The organism is Mariniluteicoccus flavus (assembly GCF_054776655.1).
Window position 1 is genome coordinate 85,015 of the sequence record NZ_BAAHBN010000003.1, and the last position, 16,624, is coordinate 101,638.

14 protein-coding genes and 1 pseudogene are annotated in these 16,624 nt (G+C 72.4%); 2 read left to right on the forward strand and 13 right to left on the reverse strand.

Annotated elements, in window-relative coordinates:
• Positions 1-36 precede the first annotated feature (36 nt).
• Complete coding sequence (locus ACYVAG_RS06585) at positions 37-1,758, forward strand: ABC transporter family substrate-binding protein (RefSeq protein ID WP_460768161.1); 1,722 nt, start codon at positions 37-39, stop codon at positions 1,756-1,758.
• A gap of 115 nt (positions 1,759-1,873) precedes the next feature.
• A complete protein-coding gene (locus tag ACYVAG_RS06590; protein ID WP_460768162.1) occupies positions 1,874-2,542 on the forward strand; it encodes an NUDIX hydrolase in 669 nt (222 codons plus the stop codon).
• 671 nt (positions 2,543-3,213) lie between these two features.
• Here ACYVAG_RS06590 and ACYVAG_RS06595 read toward each other — a convergent pair.
• From ACYVAG_RS06595 to ACYVAG_RS06655, 13 genes and pseudogenes are all read right to left on the reverse strand, one after another.
• Positions 3,214-3,639 carry a glutaredoxin family protein gene (locus tag ACYVAG_RS06595; protein ID WP_460768164.1) on the reverse strand — a complete coding sequence of 142 codons (426 nt, stop codon included), beginning with the start codon at positions 3,637-3,639 and terminating at the stop codon, positions 3,214-3,216.
• Complete coding sequence (locus ACYVAG_RS06600; protein ID WP_460768165.1) at positions 3,639-3,863, reverse strand: DUF3107 domain-containing protein; 225 nt, start codon at positions 3,861-3,863, stop codon at positions 3,639-3,641. The genes ACYVAG_RS06595 and ACYVAG_RS06600 overlap by 1 nt, the downstream gene beginning before the upstream one ends.
• Positions 3,864-3,933: 70 nt before the next feature.
• Positions 3,934-4,596 (reverse strand): hypothetical protein, encoded by a 663-nt coding sequence (locus ACYVAG_RS06605; RefSeq protein WP_460768669.1) that lies wholly within the window; start codon positions 4,594-4,596, stop codon positions 3,934-3,936.
• Between the two features lie 86 nt (positions 4,597-4,682).
• Positions 4,683-5,012 (reverse strand): annotated as a pseudogene (locus ACYVAG_RS06610) (MFS transporter); the annotation flags it as partial.
• Between the two features lie 65 nt (positions 5,013-5,077).
• Positions 5,078-6,013, reverse strand: a complete 936-nt coding sequence (locus ACYVAG_RS06615; protein WP_460768167.1) for an FHA domain-containing protein — start codon at positions 6,011-6,013, stop codon at positions 5,078-5,080.
• Positions 6,014-6,015: 2 nt separating this feature from the next.
• A complete protein-coding gene (locus tag ACYVAG_RS06620) occupies positions 6,016-7,296 on the reverse strand; it encodes a vWA domain-containing protein (RefSeq protein WP_460768169.1) in 1,281 nt (426 codons plus the stop codon).
• 49 nt (positions 7,297-7,345) lie between these two features.
• Positions 7,346-8,455, reverse strand: a complete 1,110-nt coding sequence (locus tag ACYVAG_RS06625) for a PP2C family protein-serine/threonine phosphatase (protein WP_460768171.1) — start codon at positions 8,453-8,455, stop codon at positions 7,346-7,348.
• Positions 8,452-10,818 carry a serine/threonine-protein kinase gene (locus ACYVAG_RS06630; RefSeq protein ID WP_460768173.1) on the reverse strand — a complete coding sequence of 789 codons (2,367 nt, stop codon included), beginning with the start codon at positions 10,816-10,818 and terminating at the stop codon, positions 8,452-8,454. The genes ACYVAG_RS06625 and ACYVAG_RS06630 overlap by 4 nt, the downstream gene beginning before the upstream one ends.
• Positions 10,818-12,008, reverse strand: a complete 1,191-nt coding sequence (locus tag ACYVAG_RS06635; RefSeq protein WP_460768175.1) for a hypothetical protein — start codon at positions 12,006-12,008, stop codon at positions 10,818-10,820. The genes ACYVAG_RS06630 and ACYVAG_RS06635 overlap by 1 nt, the downstream gene beginning before the upstream one ends.
• Positions 12,005-12,931 (reverse strand): transporter substrate-binding domain-containing protein, encoded by a 927-nt coding sequence (locus tag ACYVAG_RS06640; protein WP_460768177.1) that lies wholly within the window; start codon positions 12,929-12,931, stop codon positions 12,005-12,007. The genes ACYVAG_RS06635 and ACYVAG_RS06640 overlap by 4 nt, the downstream gene beginning before the upstream one ends.
• Positions 12,928-14,283, reverse strand: coding sequence for a hypothetical protein (locus ACYVAG_RS06645; RefSeq protein WP_460768178.1), 1,356 nt, complete (start codon positions 14,281-14,283; stop codon positions 12,928-12,930). Before ACYVAG_RS06645 ends, ACYVAG_RS06640 begins: the two co-directional genes overlap by 4 nt.
• Entirely contained in the window at positions 14,280-16,034 is a 1,755-nt protein-coding gene (locus ACYVAG_RS06650) for an AAA family ATPase (RefSeq protein WP_460768180.1), read from the reverse strand. Before ACYVAG_RS06650 ends, ACYVAG_RS06645 begins: the two co-directional genes overlap by 4 nt.
• The gene (locus ACYVAG_RS06655; protein ID WP_460768181.1) at positions 16,031-16,624 is read right to left on the reverse strand and encodes a hypothetical protein; all 594 of its coding nucleotides are present in this window, start codon (positions 16,622-16,624) and stop codon (positions 16,031-16,033) included. The genes ACYVAG_RS06650 and ACYVAG_RS06655 overlap by 4 nt, the downstream gene beginning before the upstream one ends.

The following is a 16,624-nucleotide window of genomic DNA, read 5'->3' on the forward strand; positions in this document are numbered from 1 at the left end:
ATCCTCGCCCCCACCCCCATCATCCGAAGGAGAACCATGAAGTATCGAAAGACAGCAGTGGCCGCGCTCGCCACCCTGGCGCTCGGCCTGACCGCCTGCGGCGGCGGAGGCGGCGGCCCCCAGACCGGTGGCGGCGCCCCCGGCCAGCCCGGCGGCTCCGCGTCGAAGGGCACCAACACCTCGCTCAAGGCCGAGTTCGGCGAGACGCCGCGCGACCAGGTCAAGGACGGCGGAACGCTGACCACCTCCATCGTCGAGATCAACGCCCAGATGAACGGGTGGCACGGCGACTCGTCGGCGTACACCACCCAGCTCGAGCACTGGTTCACCCCCGTCACGGTGTCCTACACGCCCGATGGCGAGTGGAAGCCCAACCCCGACTACTTCACCGACGTGAAGTCGGAGGAGAAGGGCGGCAAGACCGTCGTCACCTACACGATCAACCCGAAGGCCAACTGGAACGACGGAACGGCCATCGACTGGAAGGCGATCGAGTCGGGCTGGATCGCGTGTGGCAAGGGCGACGAGGCCTTCTCCTGCAACTCGACCGACGGCTATGACCAGATCGAGTCGGTCGCCCAGGGCGCCGACGCCAAGCAGGCAGTCGTGACCTTCAAGGCCGCCTTCCCGTGGTGGAAGGGCCTGTTCAACAGCCTCCTGCACCCGAAGGCCGCCAACGCCGAGGTGTTCAACCAGGGCTTCGTGAACAACCCCCACCCGGAGTGGGGCGCGGGTCCCTACAAGATCGACCAGTTCGACGCCAACAAGGGCATCGTCTCGTTCGTCCCGAACGAGAAGTGGTGGGGCAACAAGGGCAAGCTCGACAAGCGCATCTTCCAGCAGATGGAGGAGTCGGCCTCGATCAACGCCTTCAAGAACGGCCAGATCGACGCCACCGGCGTCTCGTCGAAGGACCGCCTCGCGCAGGTCAAGGACATGCAGGGCATCGAGGTCCGCAAGGGCAACACGCCCTCCAACGGCCTCTACACGCTGAACACCGCGTCGCCGGTGCTGTCGGACATCAAGGTGCGCGAGGCCGTCATGGCCGGCATCGACCGCAAGACGATCGCCGACATCTCGTTCCAGGGCCTCGACTACACCGAGAACCTGCCCGGCTCGTTCCTGTTGTTCCCCTGGCAGAAGGGCTACAACGACAACTTCGGCTCGGTCGTGAAGTTCGACAAGGCCAAGGCCGGTCAGATCCTCGACGAGGCCGGCTGGAAGAAGAACGCCGAGGGCGTCCGCGAGAAGGACGGCAAGAAGCTCACGGTGAACTTCGTGCTGTTCGGCGACAACCCCGTTCGCAAGAACATGGCCAAGGCCCTGCAGTCGATGCAGAAGGAGAACGGCGTCGACCTCGTCGTCGTCGAGAAGGCGTCGGGCGACTTCGCCAAGGTCATGAAGGCCAAGGAGTTCGACATCGTCTATTCGGGCTTCCTGTCCGGCGACCCGTTCGGCGTGGCGTACACGTGCCAGATCTGGTGCTCCAACTCGACGCTGAACAAGTCGGGTGCCGGCACCAAGGAGATCGACGCCAAGCTGCAGGCGATGGCCAAGATCGGCACCGAGGAGGGCCAGATCTCCGAGGCCAACAAGATCGAGGCCGAGGCCATGAAGTCCTTCGGCATCATGCCGGTCCTCAACGGTCCGACGCTGATCGCGGTCAAGAAGGACGTCGCCAACTACGGTGCGGGCGTCTTCAACGGCTCGCCGCTGAAGAGCTGGTATCCCGTGCAGGACATCGGCTTCAAGAAGTGAGCTGAGAGCTGAGCTGATCGCGAACGACCCCCGGGAGATCCTCCCGGGGGTCGTTTCGCGTGTGAGCGACGCGAAACACTTCGGTCGGGCACCGGCGCCCCCTATGCTCGGGGGCGTGGACAACCTGGCGGCGGCGGTGACGGTCGACCTCGTGGTGCTCACGCTGAGGGCGGGCGAGCTGTCGGTGCTGCTGGAGCGGCGTACGCGGGAGCCGTGGGCGCGGGCCTGGGGGCTGCCGGGCCGCGCGGTCGAGGCAGACCTTTCGCTGGACGAGGCCGCGTACGCGGAGCTCGCCCACATGGGGCTGCCCGGCGACGAGGTGGTGCTGGAGCAGCTGCGCACCTATGGGGACCCGGGGCGCGACCCGCGGGGGCGCGCGGTGACGGTGGCCCACATGGTGCTGGGCGCCGACCTCGAGGTGCCGGATCGCGACGACGTGATGGTCGACTGGTGGCCGGTCGCGGTCGCGGGGCGGGAGAACCTCGTGTTCGACCACGGCGCGGTCCTGGCCGACGGGGTCGAGCGCGCGCGGGCCAAACTGGAATATTCGGCGCTGGCGACGGCCTTCTGCCAGCCGGAGTTCACGATCCCGCAGCTGCGTGAGGTCTACGAGGCGGTGTGGGGGGAGCGGCTCGATCCGCGCAACTTCCACCGCAAGGTCATGTCGGTGAAGGGATTCGTGCGCGACACCGGCCGTCGGACGCAGGGTCGCGGGCGGCCGGCGACGCTGTATTGCCACGGTGGGGCGGACGTGCTGCACCCGCCTCTTCTGCGTCGGAAGTAGGCCTGGGTCTGACCGGGGGGTTGAGCGCGCGGTTGGGGCGCGGGCCGGGCTCCGCGAGCTTCGGCTTGCGGCTGGGACGCCGGGTCGAATCTTCTTCGGTCGCGTTTGTTCGCGGCGTCTTTACGCCGCTTCGCCGAACTCGCGGGCGCCCGGCCCACGCCCCAACCGCGCCGAACGTTCTCCGAGCGGCCGCAGCACCCACGTTGGCTGAGCGACGAAGGAGTCGAAGCCACGCCAGTGACGCTCTCCGAGCGAGCGCCAGCACCCACGTTGGCTGAGCGACGAAGGAGTCGAAGCCACGCCAGTGACGCTCTCCGAGCGAGTGCCAGCACCCACGTTGGCTGAGCGACGAAGGAGTCGAAGCCACGCAAGTGACGTTCTCCGAGCGAGCGCCAGCGAGTCGAGGAGCAGTGTCACGAATCGTCCACAACTCTTCGCAGATCCGTCAAAACCGCCGATCCAAGGGATCGACTGGACGGTTCGTGACATCTGGCGTGCTGATGAGGCCTCGTTGTGGACGATGTGCGGAAATCGGAGCCGGGACGGCGGACATGAGGCGCTACTGGGCGGTAGGCGCAGATCGTCCAATCCTCGACTCGGCCGCGGGCGGCCTCGCTCGGAGAACGTGAGGACTGCTCCTCGACTCGCTGCGCTCGCTCGGGGAACGTGATTCAGCGCGGGGTCTTCACCAAATGGGCGCCGACCCACTGCGGGTCGGGGTTGCGGCGGACCTCCTCGCCGACGACCACCGTCGGGACCAGTTCGTCGCCGCGGTTGAGGTCACGCACGTGGGCCGCCGCGTCCGGGTCGGCCCAGATGTCGACCCATTGCGCCTTCCTGGCGATGTTGCGCAGGCCCAGGCGCAGGCGTACGCAGAACACGCAGCCGGGGCGGAAGAAGATCGTGACCCGCTCGGGGTGGCGCCGGGCGACCGCGTACGGGGTGCGGCGAGGGAAGAACAGGGGCGAGACGACCCAGGCCAGCGGCAACAGGATCGCTGCGTACACGAGGTTTCCGCCCTGCTTCGCCGCCAGCGACATCGCCACGAAGGCGGCCAGGAACGCCACCAGGGCGAGGGCGGCGCCCCAGCGGCGCATCAGACGGCGCCGAAGCCCACCCGGCGGACGTTCTCCTTGCCGAGGTCGAGATAGGCCACCGAGGACGCGCGCACCAGCGTGCGGCCGCCTCGGGAGTCGACGAGGGTGAACAGGCCGTCGTCGGCCAGCGCCTTGGTGAAGGCCTCCTCGACCTTCTCGGCGGCCTCGTCGGTGTCGACCGTCAGCTCGCGGGCGATGTGCTGGATTCCGACCTTGACTTCCACGGTTCCTCCTCGAATGGGCGCGGTGACTCTGCGCCGAACAGCCCCCACCCTGCCACGAGCGGGGGCGCGATCATGCATCTGTTCGCCGTGGGCGGAGCGCCGCGGCGAGCGTCACGACCGCGACGGCGAGGCCCACGAGCAGCACTGGTGTGGGCGCCTCGACCGGCAGCAGCGAGATCAGCCACGGGCCGAAGAAGCCGACGTAGGTGAAGCAGTAGTAGACCGCGGCCGCCGGCGCCAGCAGCCCCAGCGGCACCCGGGCCTCCACGAGCTGGAGGCCGCCCACCATGAGGGCCCCGTACGCGGCGCCCCACAGCGGGGCGGTCAGCGCGATGAGGGCAGGGTGGCGTACGGCCACGGCGAGCAGGGAGGCGAGCAGCGCGAGGACGAGGAGGGCGAGGCCGAGGGGGAGCGTACGCCCGGGGTGGCGCGCCTCGAGCCGGCGTACGCTCGGCTGGACCAGCACGCCGGTGCCGAGGCTGAGCCCTGCGGCGATGCCCGCCACCAGGGTGGGCGGCAGGCCGGGGGCGATGCGGGGCGCGACATAGACGAACGACATCGAGACCGAGCCGAAGACCCACGGCGCGACCGGCACGACGCCGAGCCAGAACCAGCGGTGGGCCAGCGCGCGCCACACCGCGCCCATCGTGGGCGTCGCGTGGTCGCTGCGATCGAGTTCGGGCGCGCGCCACGCGAGCACCGTCGCGACGGCGATGAGGACCAGGTGCGGCACATAGGGGACCACGCGCGGGTGGGGCAGGACGTAGCGAGGACGCCGCTGACCAGGGGGCCGCCGGCGAAGCCCAGCGAGAGCGCGATCGTGGCGCGGCGTGCGCCGGTGCCGACGGGCTCACCGGCACTGAGCTCCTTGATCCACGCCGTGCCGGGCCCCATGGCCGCGCCGGTGGCGAAGCCGGCGAGGACGCGGGCGGCGAACACGGCCTCGGTGCTGTGGACGCCGAGGAACAGCAGCACCGTGGCGACGAGCGAGCAGACGAGGGCCGGGCGGAGCGTACGCCGCTTCCCGATGTGCTGCGACGCCCATGCGGCGCCGAGGAGTCCGGGGACGAGGCCGATGACGTACGCGGCGAACGCGAGCGTTGCGGTCGACTCGGTGAACCCGCCCCACTGGCGATAGACCGACAGCATCGACGCGAACTGGTTGGCACCCCACGCGATCGCCGTCAGTGCGAGGGCGACACGGACCCAGGCGGTCAGGCGTACAGCTCCTTCTCCTCGGGCGTGGCGCGGCGCAGGACGATGCGCGTCCAGGCGCCGAGATAGACCCGGTCGTCGGCGTCGAGCTCGCGGCGGCGGCCCTGCGGGATCGGCGTCGTCGGCAGCGGCTCGGCAGCGCCCGCGACGTAGGTGCCGTTCGCCGAGTCGAGGTCCTCGACGAACCAGCGCGAGCCGTCGGTCGAGAGCTGGGCCTGGCGGCGGCTGATGCCGGAGTCGGGCTCGAGGTCGAGGTCGGGGTGGATGTTGCGGCTGCGGGACGCGCGGCCGATCAGGAGCGAGCGGCGACGCAGCGGAACCATCGTCGGCAGGCCGGGCGAGGGGAGCGGGTCGGGGGCCTGCTGGAGGGTGTACCACTCGGGGTCGATCCAGACCTCCGCGATCCATTCGAACGGGATCTGGGGCGCGGGGGTGTCAGGCGCGGGAGTGGCCTCGGGCGTACGCGGGGCCGCGGCCTGCGGAGCGCTGGGCGCGGGCGGCGCGGGGGTGTCGAGGTCGAGCAGACCGGCCACGGGGGGCTGCTGCGGTGTCGCCGATCCCGGCGCCGAGGGGTCCGGCGGGGCCACCTGGCCGGCCGCGGGCACCTCCCGCTCGCGTTCCCGGGTGGGGTCGGGCGACTCGGGCGCCGAGGCGCCGCGCGGCATCGTGCCGGTGGTGTAGTCATAGCCGCACGCCTCGCAGAACAGCGAGTCGGGCGGGTTGATCGTCGCGCAGCTCGGGCAGGGCGCACCGACCGGCTTGTCGGGGGTGGCGTCGGGGGCGTTCGCGGCGTGGCCGGGCGACGACGACGGGGCGGAACCGGACGGCGCGCCGGCGCCCGCCGGCCCCTGCGAGGCCGCGGCCATCGGCGTGCCGCACACGTCGCAGTAGTCGCTGGACTGGCTGGGATGTCCCGCGGGGCAACTCGGTGCCATGGTCAACCTCGGATTCGCGTCGTCTTCGTCGAGGCGGTGTCGAGGGCCATCTCGTCGGCCTTGTCGACCGCCTTCTTCAGTCGCACCGTACCGGTCTCGGCGTCCTGCACGTCGACGACCTTCCGCAGCTTGGCGGTCGCCTCCTCGTTGCCGGTCTCGCGGGCCAGCTGGACCGCGCGGCCGAGCCGGGTGGTCGCGGTGCGGTCGTCGCCGGCGGCCTTCGCGGCCAGCCCCTCCTGGATGGCGTCCGCCAGCTCGGTCTGGCCGGTGTAGTGGGCGACGGCCGGGTTGATGCGGGTCGTGAGGGTGTCGTCGGAGCTCCACGTGGCCTTGACAAGGCCCTGGGTCACCAGCTGCCCGTCGACCTCGAGCTGGACCCGGGCCGCGAGCTGCTCCTGGCCCACGGCCTTCGCGGCCAGGCGTACGCCGATGTGGTAGTCGCGCGCCTCGTCGCCCCACGCGCCGGTGGGATATTCCGACGTGAGCGGGTTGGTCTGGCGGCCGCGCGCGGTCAGGTCCTCGACGGTCGGCGAGACCTGGCGCACGAACATCACCTGGGCGCCCTGCGGCGCCCAGACGCGCAGGCTCGCGTCGGCGACGCCGCGGCCCATGGACTGCTGCATGATCTCGGCGAACGCGGCTCCCATCTCCTGGGGGCTCGGGATCAGGTCGACGGTGCCGAGCAGCGCCTGGGCGACCTTGCGGATCTCGGCGACCTTCCAGTCGACGCCGATGCCACGGCAGTCGCACTGGAACTGGCCGATCGCGCCCTGGATCGCCGCGTCGAGCTGCTGCGGCAGCTCGTTGTGGTTCTCGCCATCGGTCAGCAGCAGGGCGTGCTTCTGGCGCAGTCCGGGCACGGATGCGAACAGCGCGCGCGTCAGCGACAGCCACGACCCGATGGCCGTGCCGCCGTCGGAGTGGAAGTGGCCGATGGCCTGGGCGGCCTGGAAACGGGTCGTCGCGTCCATGCGGACCATGCCCTGCGACGACTGGGTCAGCGGGTACGCGAGGTAGGCCTGGTGGTTGCCGGCCACGACCGCGAACCAGGTGCCGTCGACGATGTGGTCGAGGGCGGTGACGGCGGCCTGCTTGGCGGCCTCCATGTTGGTGTCGCCCATCGAGCCCGACGTGTCGACGATGATGATCTCTCCGGCGTCACCGCCCGCGCCCGCCCCGGCCTTGCCGGCGTTGGCGCACGTGATGGTCACGATCGCGTTCACGTCGGTGCCGCCGTCGGGCAGGAACTCGTTCTGATAGACCGCCGAGGTGAAGTCGGCCATGGGATCCTCCTGGGTCGAATCGGGTCGGTGTGGCTGAGGCTGCGATGGGTCAGGTGGTCGGAAGCGGGCGGGCCTCGCCGAAGCGCGCGAGGGCCACCGTGATGTTGTCGCGCCCGCCCTGGTCGCAGGCCCATCGCACGAGGCGGTCGGCGAGCGCGCGGGGGTCCGCGTACGCGGGGTGGTCGTCGACGAGCGCGCGGGCGAACAGCGCGTCGAGGTCGCCGACCGCCGACGCGTAGTTCCACAGGCCGTCGGAGCAGACCATCAGCCAGCCGTCGCCGGGGACGCGCAGCGAGCCCGCGGTGGGGACGAGGTCGGGGGCGTCCCGGCCGAGCCAGCGGGTGATCGCGTGGGACTGCGGGCCGTTCTCGGCCTGCTCCCGCGACATGCCCTGCTCCATCTGGATCTGGGCCACCGAGTCGTCGACCGACAACTGGACCGAGTCGCCCTCGTCGGCGATCCAATAGACGCGCGAGTCGCCGATGTTGCCGAAGACGATCAGGTCGTCGACCACGACGGCGGCCGCGAACGTGCACGACGCCGGGCTGCGGCTCTCGGGCCTCGTGTTCTCGAGGACGGCGTCGTTGGCGGCGCGTGCGGCCTGCGCCAGCGTGGCGGTGAGGGCCTGCACCTGCGACTGCTCGAGGCCGAGGCCGGCGGGCCGCTGGCCGTCGAGCACGTCGCGGGCCGCGCGCGCCGCGGCCAGCGACGCGACGTCGGAGTCCTCCGACGACGACACGCCGTCGCACACGACCAGCACGGCGCGGGTGTCCTGCGCCGACAGGGCCATCGCGTCCTCGTTGCGCTTGTGGCGGATGCCGCGGTCGCAGACCCCGGCGACCCAGGGGGCCACGACCTCCTCGAAGTGGTCGCGGTCGCTCGGGGCCTTGGCTCCGCAGCTCTCGCAGTAGCCGTCGGCGTCGACCGTGCCGCCGCAGTCGCGGCAGGGGCGGCGCGGGCCCGGCGCGGTGGCGACCTGCTCGCCCTCACGGGTCACGGGGACCGAGAGGGTGATGGGGGCCTCGCGCGTCTCGGCGGCCGGTGCGGGGGCCGACGGGGTGAGCTCGGCGCCGCAGCCCTCGCAGAACGACTCCCACGCGGCGGCCGGCGAGCCGCAGGAAGGGCACGGCACGGGCTCGGGGGTCACCTCGGTGGTCACAGCAGGCTCCATTTCCTCATCCGGTTCGCCCGGTCGATCAGCTCGATGCGACGCTCGGGGGCGAGTTCGTGCCGCGCCAACGAACGATAGGCCCTCTCGAGTCCGCCGCGCAGGGCATCCGGGTGGGCGGGATAGTCGCCGACCATGATCGACGGCTGGGGTCCGGTGCGGGTGACCTCGGCGAGCGAGCGTTCGAGCACCGTCACCTGGAGTTCGGCGGCGGCACGCTCGTCCATGCGGATGCCGTCGACCGACTGGAGGGCGGCCGCGAGGTCGGGGAGGCCACGGCCCAGCGCAAGGAGGTGCATCGAGCGCTGGCGGCGGGCCTCGGCGTACCCGCGGCTCGTGGTGGGCACGAGGTCGAGCGCGGCGACCGCGGCCTCGAGGTCGCCGCGGCCCGCGCGTACGCGGTTCAGGCCGAACGCGGCCGGCGTGACGTAGTTGGCATCGGTCGCGACGCAGGTGAGGTAGAGGGCCTCGGCGACGTCGGGCGCCTGCCCGTGCTCGCAGGCCAGCGCCAGCGCCAGCTTGGGTGCGAGCTCGCCGGGGACCTGGCCGTAGACGGCGTTGAACGCCGCCTGGGCGTCGGCCCACTGGCCGGACTGGAGGGCGTGGAGCCCCTGCATCCACACCGCGCGCCACTCCCACGGGTCATGGGCCAGCAGCTCGTCGACCGTCTGGCGGACCAGGGCGCCGTCGGAGAGCTCGAGGGCCGCAGAAGCGCGCGCGAGCATCACCTCGGGCGACGACTCCGGGGCCGTCGCCAGCGCCTGCAGGCGCTCGGCGGGGTCGTCGAGGTCGATGTTGGAGAGCCACGCGTACTGGCTGTCGGCGGTGTCGGGGCGCAACCGCGGCAGCTGGTGCCAGTCGAGGGAGTCGCCCATGATCAACGGCGCCTCGAACAGCAGCGAGCTGGCCGACGTCAACGCGGTGCCGGCGGTGCGCCGCGCCACGGTCTCGCGCAGGACGCCGAGGACCTGGACCCGGAGCTCGTCGGCGGTGGAGAACCGGTCGGCGGGGTCGGGCGCGCAGCACTTGAGCAGCAGGCGGTAGAGCGAGTCGTTCTCCTGGAACAGCGGGGTCTGCTCGACCGGCGGCAGCGAGAACTCATACGTCGTCTGATAGCCGCGGAACTCGCTGCACAACACCATCAGCGTGCGGCCGATCGTGAAGATGTCGGACTCCACCGAGACGCCGATGCGGGCGACCTCGGGGGCCTGGTAGCCGACGGTGCCGTAGATCGCCGAGTCCTCGTCGTCGGCCCGGCGCACGCCACCCAGGTCGATCAGCTTGATGGCGTCGCCGACCTGGATGATGTTGTCGGGCTTGAAGTCGCAGTAGATCAGGCCGAGGTCGTGGAGGTAGGAGAACGCGGGCAGGGCCTCGACGAGGTAGGCCAGCGCCTGGTCGACCGGCAGCGGGTCGTACTCCCCGCCGTTGTTGGCCATGCGGGACTTCAGCAGCTGCTTCAGCGAGCGGCCGCCCACGTATTCCATGACGATGTAGCCCGCGCCGTCGTGGGTCACGAAGTTGTAGATCTCGACGATCAGCGGGTGTTCCACCTGGGCGAGGAACTGCTGCTCGGCGATCGCCGCCGCCAGCGCGTCGGGATCGCCGGAGTTGAGCAGGCCCTTGAGCACGACCCAACGGTCGGAGACGTTCTTGTCGCGGGCGAGATAGATCCACCCGAGGCCGCCGTGGGCTAGGCAGCCCTCGACCGCGTACTGGTTCGCGATCAGGTCGCCCCTCTTGAGTTTCGGCTCGAAGCTGAAGGGGTTGCGGCACTTGGCGCAGAACCCCGTCGTACGCCCGGGCTGGCCGTCGCGCGAGCGGCCGACGGGCGCACCGCAGCTGGGGCAGGTGCGCTTGTTCTCGGGGACCTGCGGGTCCTTCATCAGGGCCGCGGCCGGGTCCACCGGCGGGGCGGGGGGTACGCGGGTCAGTCCGGCGCCGATGCGGGCGGCCCGCAGGCGCTGGCTGCCGGTGCCGGTGCGGCGGGTGGCCTTCGAGCCCGACTTCCGCGCGCGGGCCGAGCCGAGGGCCGTGGAGTCGAGGCGGTTCGAACCGCGGGTGATCGTCGACAGGCCGGCGTCGTCGCCGACCGGAGCGGGGGCGGCATCGGGCGGGGAGCCGCAGATGTCGCAGTAGCCGTCGCGGATCTCGCCGCCGCAGCCGGGCATGACGCAGCGCCCGGTGGCGGCCGCGGCGGGGCGCGCTCCGGGGACGGGGACGAGACCGGCGGGACGCTGCTCCTCGCCCCCCTGCTGGGGCTGGTTCGGAGCAGGCGCGTCACCAGGCATGCCGCAGCGGTCGCACCACCCGTCGACGATGGTGCCGGCGCAACCGGGCTGGGTGCAGGTCATCAGGACTCCTTCGCGCCGGACGCCGGCGTCTGAACCAGCGTGGCCAGCGCCATCTCGTACGCCTCCACGAGCTCGCGGGCCAGCGGTAGGGGGCTGGGGCGGCGGTCGAGCACGTCGGCGGTGAGCGTCCCGATCGTGACGAGGTCGGCATGGTCGGCGTGACGGGCAGCGTCCGCGTCGGCCCGGGCCTTCGCCAGGCGGCCGGCGAGCGCGTCGCGGTCGCCGAGCGCGCGCGAGTAGGCGTCCTGGACGACCTGCATCGCGCGGCTGACCTGGTCGAGGCGCTTCAGGTAGGCCTCCACGCGCTCGCGCGTCCCCGGCACCGCCCCGAGGGCCTCGACGTCGGGGACCGCGTACTTCGGGCACGGGCTGACGGTCTCGATGGTCTGGTGGACCAGCCGCGTCAGGGCCGTCTCGCGGGCGCTCAGGTCGGCGCGCAGCTCGCGGGCCTTGTCGAGCAGGTCGCGGGCCTCGCGGCGCTCGACGCCGCCGACGATCAGGTCGCGCTCGAAGCGGGCGGCCTCGATCTCGGCGGGGCCGATCATGCCGCCGATGTCGCCGCCGCGCGACGCCTTCGCGACCATCGCGTCGACGCGGGTGGCGAGCTCGGCCAGCCTGGCGTTGGGGGCGGCCCGCAGGCCCGCGGGCTCGAGGGCGACCTGGTCGCGGACGCGCTCGAGCTGGGCGCGGAGGTCGCGCAGGCGTGCGGTGATGGCGTCGGCGTTCGGGTCGATGGCCAGGCGCGTACGCAGCTGGGAGGCCATGGCGTCGGACAGCCGACACGCTTCGGGCAGGCTGACCGCGAGCCCCGCGGCCGTGGAACCGGGGGCGTGCTGGCCACCGCGCGCGTCGGCGCGGGCGATCAGGCTCGGGTCGAGCGTGGCGTCGAGCCGGCCCCAGATCAGCGCCGACAGGCGTTCGCGATCGGTCAGGTCGACGCGGCCCGAGTCCCACGTCGCCATCAGAAGGGCGAGGCGGTCGGAGGTCGCCTTCCACAAGGCCATCGACAGCATCATGTCGCGGGTCAGCTGACCCCGCTGGGGCGACTTGAGGACGGCGGCGTCGAGTACGTCGAGCTCGCGGCGGCGCTCGGCCACCCAGGCGGTCAGGTCGCGGAGATAGGTCACGGCCGCCGCCGGGTCGATCGGGTCGCCGAGACGTCCGGGCGCGAGCGGGGCGAGGGCGGTCATCGGGCCCTCCCGTAGGTCGGCTTCGGCGGCTGGGCGTCGCCGGCGTACGGGCGCACCCAGCGATTCCAGGACTCCGCCCAGGCGCCGCCCGAGCGCTGGGCGAGGACGCCGTTGACCCAGGCGGCGAGGTCGGGGCGGTCGGCGCGGGCCGCGACCGTCAGGTCGGCGGTGCCGAGGTCGAACTTCGTGATGGCGGCGTAGGGGTCCTGGCGGGCGAGCCCGGCGAGGACCGGGGCAGTGCCGGCGACGGCGTCGACCTCGCCGCGCTGGAACCGCACCAGGCAGGCGGTGTCGGTGGGCTCGAGGGTGACGCGGGGGGTGCGGTCGCGCAGCGTCGCCGCGATGTCACTGCCGCGGACGGCGCAGATGTGCAGCTGCGCGAGCACGGCCAGGTTGTCGGGGACGGCGTTGGCGCGGCTCAGCACACGGACGGGGGTGCTCGCGTACGGGGCCGACAGGCGCATCGACTTCTGGCGCTCGCAGGTGGCCGCGACCTGGCGCACGACCAGGTCGACGTCGCCGTCGGCGAGCGTCCGGTCGAGGTCGGCCAGCCCGATCACGCGCAGCTCGAGCTTCGACTCGTCGTTGAACATGGCCTTCGCGAGGGCCTTCGCGAGGTCGATCTCGAACCCCTCGAGATCGCCGTTCTGGGCGTTGCGGGACGCGAACGGCACCGCGTCCGCCGAGACGCCGACGACGAGGCGGCCGCGGTCGGCGAGCCGCGTCATGGTCGAGTTCGGCGGCAACGGCGAGACCGGGACGGGATCGTAGGACTGGACGGGGTTCGGGCAGTTCGCCCCCGGCCGGGGCGGCGCGGTGTCGACCGGGCGGGGGGAGGGGAGGGGCGTGGGGGCGTACGAGGTCGAGCAGGCGGTGGCGGCCAGGGCCAGCGCCGCGGCCGCGGCGAGCGCGCGAGATCTCATGCGTACTCCTTGAGGCGACGGTTGACGCCGATCGTCGCGGCCACCAGCGATCCGAGGCACGCCAGCACGACGATGCCGGCGGAGACGAGCGGCGCGAGCCGGAGCCCGTCGAGTGAGGTGGCGGCGTTGCGGGCCGACGAGGTGGCGGTCGCCGTCGCGGCTTCGTCGAACGCCGCGAAGGTGGCGTTCGAACTGCGGGGACCGGTGCCGGTCGCCTCGGCGCGGGCGAGGTCCCAGCGTCCGTCGAGGTCCAGCTCGCGGATCCTGCGGTGGCTGACCGTGTGGGCGGTCCAGGCCTGTTCGAGGCGGGTCAGGGAGCTCCCTCCGGCCGAGGCCAGGGCGCGCCGGGTCAGGAGCGACGACCGGGCCCATTGGGCCTCGTACTCCCCGCCCCGGGAACGGGCGATCAGGGTGAGGGACTCGAAGGCCTTGGCGTCGTACGCGTGGACCCGCGCGGCGCCCGCGGCGCGGGCATCCGCCAGCGTCGTGCGACGCACGCTGGCGACGGAGCCGGCGGAACTGTCGATGGTGGACAGCGACGACACGAGCGCGACCAGCACGAGGCCGAGGGCGATGGCCAGGCCCACGTTGATAAGGCGGCGGAAGCGCTGCGCGACCAGTACGAGGGTGAGCCCGAGCGCGCCCAGCGCCAGGATGCCGGTCAGCACGACGGCGGTGCGGGAGAACGGATCCATCCGGGCCTGGACGCGCGCGGTGTTCGCGGTGACGAGGCTGTCCAGCAGCGGCATGGCCCGGGCGCGCAAGTGGGTGCCCGCGTCGGCGAGGTAAGCGCTGCCCACAGGGAAGCCCTGACGGTTGTTCGCGCGGGCCTGCTCCATGGTGGCGGCGTAGGCGACCACCTCGACGTTCAGGGCACGCAGCGCGTCGGAGTCGGCGGGCTGTGCCTCGCCGGCCTCGGGGACGAGGCGGGCGACCTCGTCCAGGGCCGCCACGTACTGGGCGCGCTGTTCGGGCGACTCCAGCCCGCCGACGAGGAAGGCGTTGGTGGCCGTCGCGTCGGCCTTCAGCAGATTGGCCTGGATCGCCTGGATGCGGGTCAGTTGCCGGGTGTGATGGGTCGCCTCGCCCAGGGAGTTGGACCCGCCGATGAGCTGTGCCGCGGTGGTGGCACCGAAGACGAGGGTGGTGAGGATCGACAGGGCGAGGAGGAGGCGCAGTAGCTTCGGCGTGGACAGCGACGAGGCGCGGGAGCGGGTCTGCACCGTCGCTCGGGGACCGGCGGCGCTGGGGGCCGTGGCCTGTCCGGGGGCGCGACCGGGACGCGGCGGCGCCGGGACGCCGACCGGCTGCTGGCCGGGCCCGGGTGGCGGCCAGGCCTGGGCCTGGGTCACGGGGTCTCCTCGGGTTCGGAGGGCTCGGTCGGCTCGATGGTCTTGGGGGGTTGGGCGCGTTCGGTGGGCGTGGTGGGCTCGAGGTCGACGGTGTCCCCGTCGGCGTCATCGAAGCCTTCGGGGGCGTTGAGGGGTTCGTCCCCGCGGGGGCGTTGTGCAGCGAGGTCGGGAAAGTCGTCGTCGGGCGTCGGGTCGGGTCCGAGGTCGTCGGGGAGCAGCGTACGCAACTGGTCGAGGCTCGGGTCCTCGACGTCGCGCAGGCGCCAGGCGTGGGCGCCCACGGCGGCCTCGAGGATGTTGCGGGCGAAGCGGCCGTTGCCGAACGCGCTGTCGCGGACCTCCTCGGCGAGGAGCTCTCGGAACCGGTCGACGGTCGCGTCGGGGGCGTCGTAGTCGGCTCCGGCCGCCATGCCGCGGAAGATCTCGACGAGTTCGGCGTCGGTGTAGTCGTCGAACGCGATCGTCGTGCGGAACCGGCTCGTCAGGCCGGGGTTCTCGGCGATGAACACCTGCATCGGCACCGGATAGCCCGCGACGATCACCACGAGGTCGTCGCGCTTGTCCTCCATCTCCTTGACCAGGGTGTTGATGGCCTCCGAACCGTATTGGTCGCCGGACAGCGCGTACGCCTCGTCGATGAACAGGACGCCGCCCTCGGCCGACTTCACGACCTCGGCGGTCTTCATGGCGGTCTGGCCCAGATAGCCCGCGACGAGCTCGGAGCGGTCGACCTCGACGAGCTGGCCCTTGCTGAGGAGGCCCAGGGCGCGATAGATGCCGGCGACGAGGCGGGCGACGGTCGTCTTGCCGGTGCCGGGGTTGCCGACGAAGACCAGGTGGCGCGTGACGGTGGGGGAGGTGAGCCCCTGCTTGGCGCGCAGTCCCTCGACGCGCAACACCGCGGACTGCTTGTGGATCTCGTCCTTGACACGGGCCAGGCCGGTGAGGCCGTCGAGTTCGGCGAGGAGCTCCTCGAGGGACCTGGGCTCGGGTTCGGGTTCGGCGGGTTGCTCGGGCTGCGCGATCTCCTCCGGCTGCGCGGGGGCAGTCGGCTCCTCGTCTCGCCGGCGCTCGCTCGGAGAACGTGGGACCGAGCCGGGCAGGCCCGCGAACGCGCCGGGCGTCAGCGGGGTGAAGGGGTCGAGGTCGAGGCTCGAGCGCTGGTCGAGGCGGCCGGTGACATCGGCCGACTGGCGGCGGATCGACTCGTGCAGCGTGCCGAGGACCCGGTTGAGCACGCCCGGCGCCTCCGCGGCGAAGTCGCGGGCATCGGAGGCGTACGCGGACAGGGAGGTGGGATCGCTCCTCGACTCGCCGGCGGTCGCTCGGAGGGTGGTGGGGTCGGGCGCCGTGGACTCGGTGGCTGCGAGTTGCGCGGCGGCCGCAGCCTGGGCGTTGCCGAGGACGCGGGCCGTCGGCCTGCCGAGCAGGCAGGCCGTGGTGCAGACGTCGGCGAGGGCCTCGGCGTACGCGCGGGCACCCGGGGAACGGCTCACCACGAGTTCGTGGAGGAGGGCCGTGGGGGCGCCCCGCCAGCGACGACCCTGCTGGGCCGCGCGCATGAACTCCTCGGCACCCGGCTCCGCGCCGGTCTCCGAGGCCCAGTCGACGAACGCCTGGCTGTTCGACTCGGCCACGGCGGCGGCCAGCACGCTGCCCTCGTGACGCGCGCGGGCGGCGTCGAGTCCGGCGGCGGTCGCGGCGCGGGTCAGGCGTTCGAGCGCCGTCGCGAGGGTGAGGTCGTCGGTCATGGTCCCTCCAGGTCGAGCGGGTTGCGCGGCGCGGGCGGGGCCTCGGCCGGGTGGGCTGATGGTGCGGATGGGCCCGTGGGCCGGTTGAGGTCGAGGTCGCCCCCGGTCGACGCGTGGCCGAAGCGCTCCTGCAGGAAGCGGCCGTGGGCGATCAGCGCGTTGGCGTCCTGGCGGGCCACCGCGTCGAGCATCTTCTCCATCGTCGCGCCCAGGAGGTCGAGCTGGTCGATGAGCAGCATCAGCGAGGTCTTGCCGCCCTCGATCGGCCGCGAGTCGGCCCAGTCGCGGGGGAGGCGCAGGTAGTTCGACAGGGCCTCCGGCAGGTAGTCCGTCGCCGTCGCCATCACCGCGTACGCGTCGGAGGAGCCGAGACCGACGTTGCGCAGGCGAGGCATGGTCTCGCGTACCAGGCGCGCGACGCGCCCCACCCGCGCGAGCACCACGGGGTTGAGGCGGGACTCGCGCGCGAGCTGCTCGGTGCGGTCGAGGGCGTTGAGGATGTCGTCCTCGGTCGGCACCGTCGGCGTCGTGGTGGCACCCTCGGGCTCGAGGCGCTCGTTGACGCCCTTCACCCAGTCGAGGAAGCCCAT

Excerpts from the sequence above, each read along its gene's own strand:
- ACYVAG_RS06630 (WP_460768173.1), bottom strand. The coding sequence starts at position 10,818 with ATGACCTGCACCCAGCCCGGTTGCGCCGGCACCATCGTCGACGGGTGG.
- ACYVAG_RS06620 (WP_460768169.1), bottom strand. The coding sequence starts at position 7,296 with ATGGCCGACTTCACCTCGGCGGTCTATCAGAACGAGTTCCTGCCCGAC.
- ACYVAG_RS06615 (WP_460768167.1), bottom strand. The coding sequence starts at position 6,013 with ATGGCACCGAGTTGCCCCGCGGGACATCCCAGCCAGTCCAGCGACTAC.
- ACYVAG_RS06640 (WP_460768177.1), bottom strand. The coding sequence starts at position 12,931 with ATGAGATCTCGCGCGCTCGCCGCGGCCGCGGCGCTGGCCCTGGCCGCC.
- ACYVAG_RS06585 (WP_460768161.1), top strand. The coding sequence starts at position 37 with ATGAAGTATCGAAAGACAGCAGTGGCCGCGCTCGCCACCCTGGCGCTC.
- ACYVAG_RS06635 (WP_460768175.1), bottom strand. The coding sequence starts at position 12,008 with ATGACCGCCCTCGCCCCGCTCGCGCCCGGACGTCTCGGCGACCCGATC.
- ACYVAG_RS06655 (WP_460768181.1), bottom strand. The coding sequence starts at position 16,624 with ATGGGCTTCCTCGACTGGGTGAAGGGCGTCAACGAGCGCCTCGAGCCC.
- ACYVAG_RS06595 (WP_460768164.1), bottom strand. The coding sequence starts at position 3,639 with ATGCGCCGCTGGGGCGCCGCCCTCGCCCTGGTGGCGTTCCTGGCCGCC.
- ACYVAG_RS06650 (WP_460768180.1), bottom strand. The coding sequence starts at position 16,034 with ATGACCGACGACCTCACCCTCGCGACGGCGCTCGAACGCCTGACCCGC.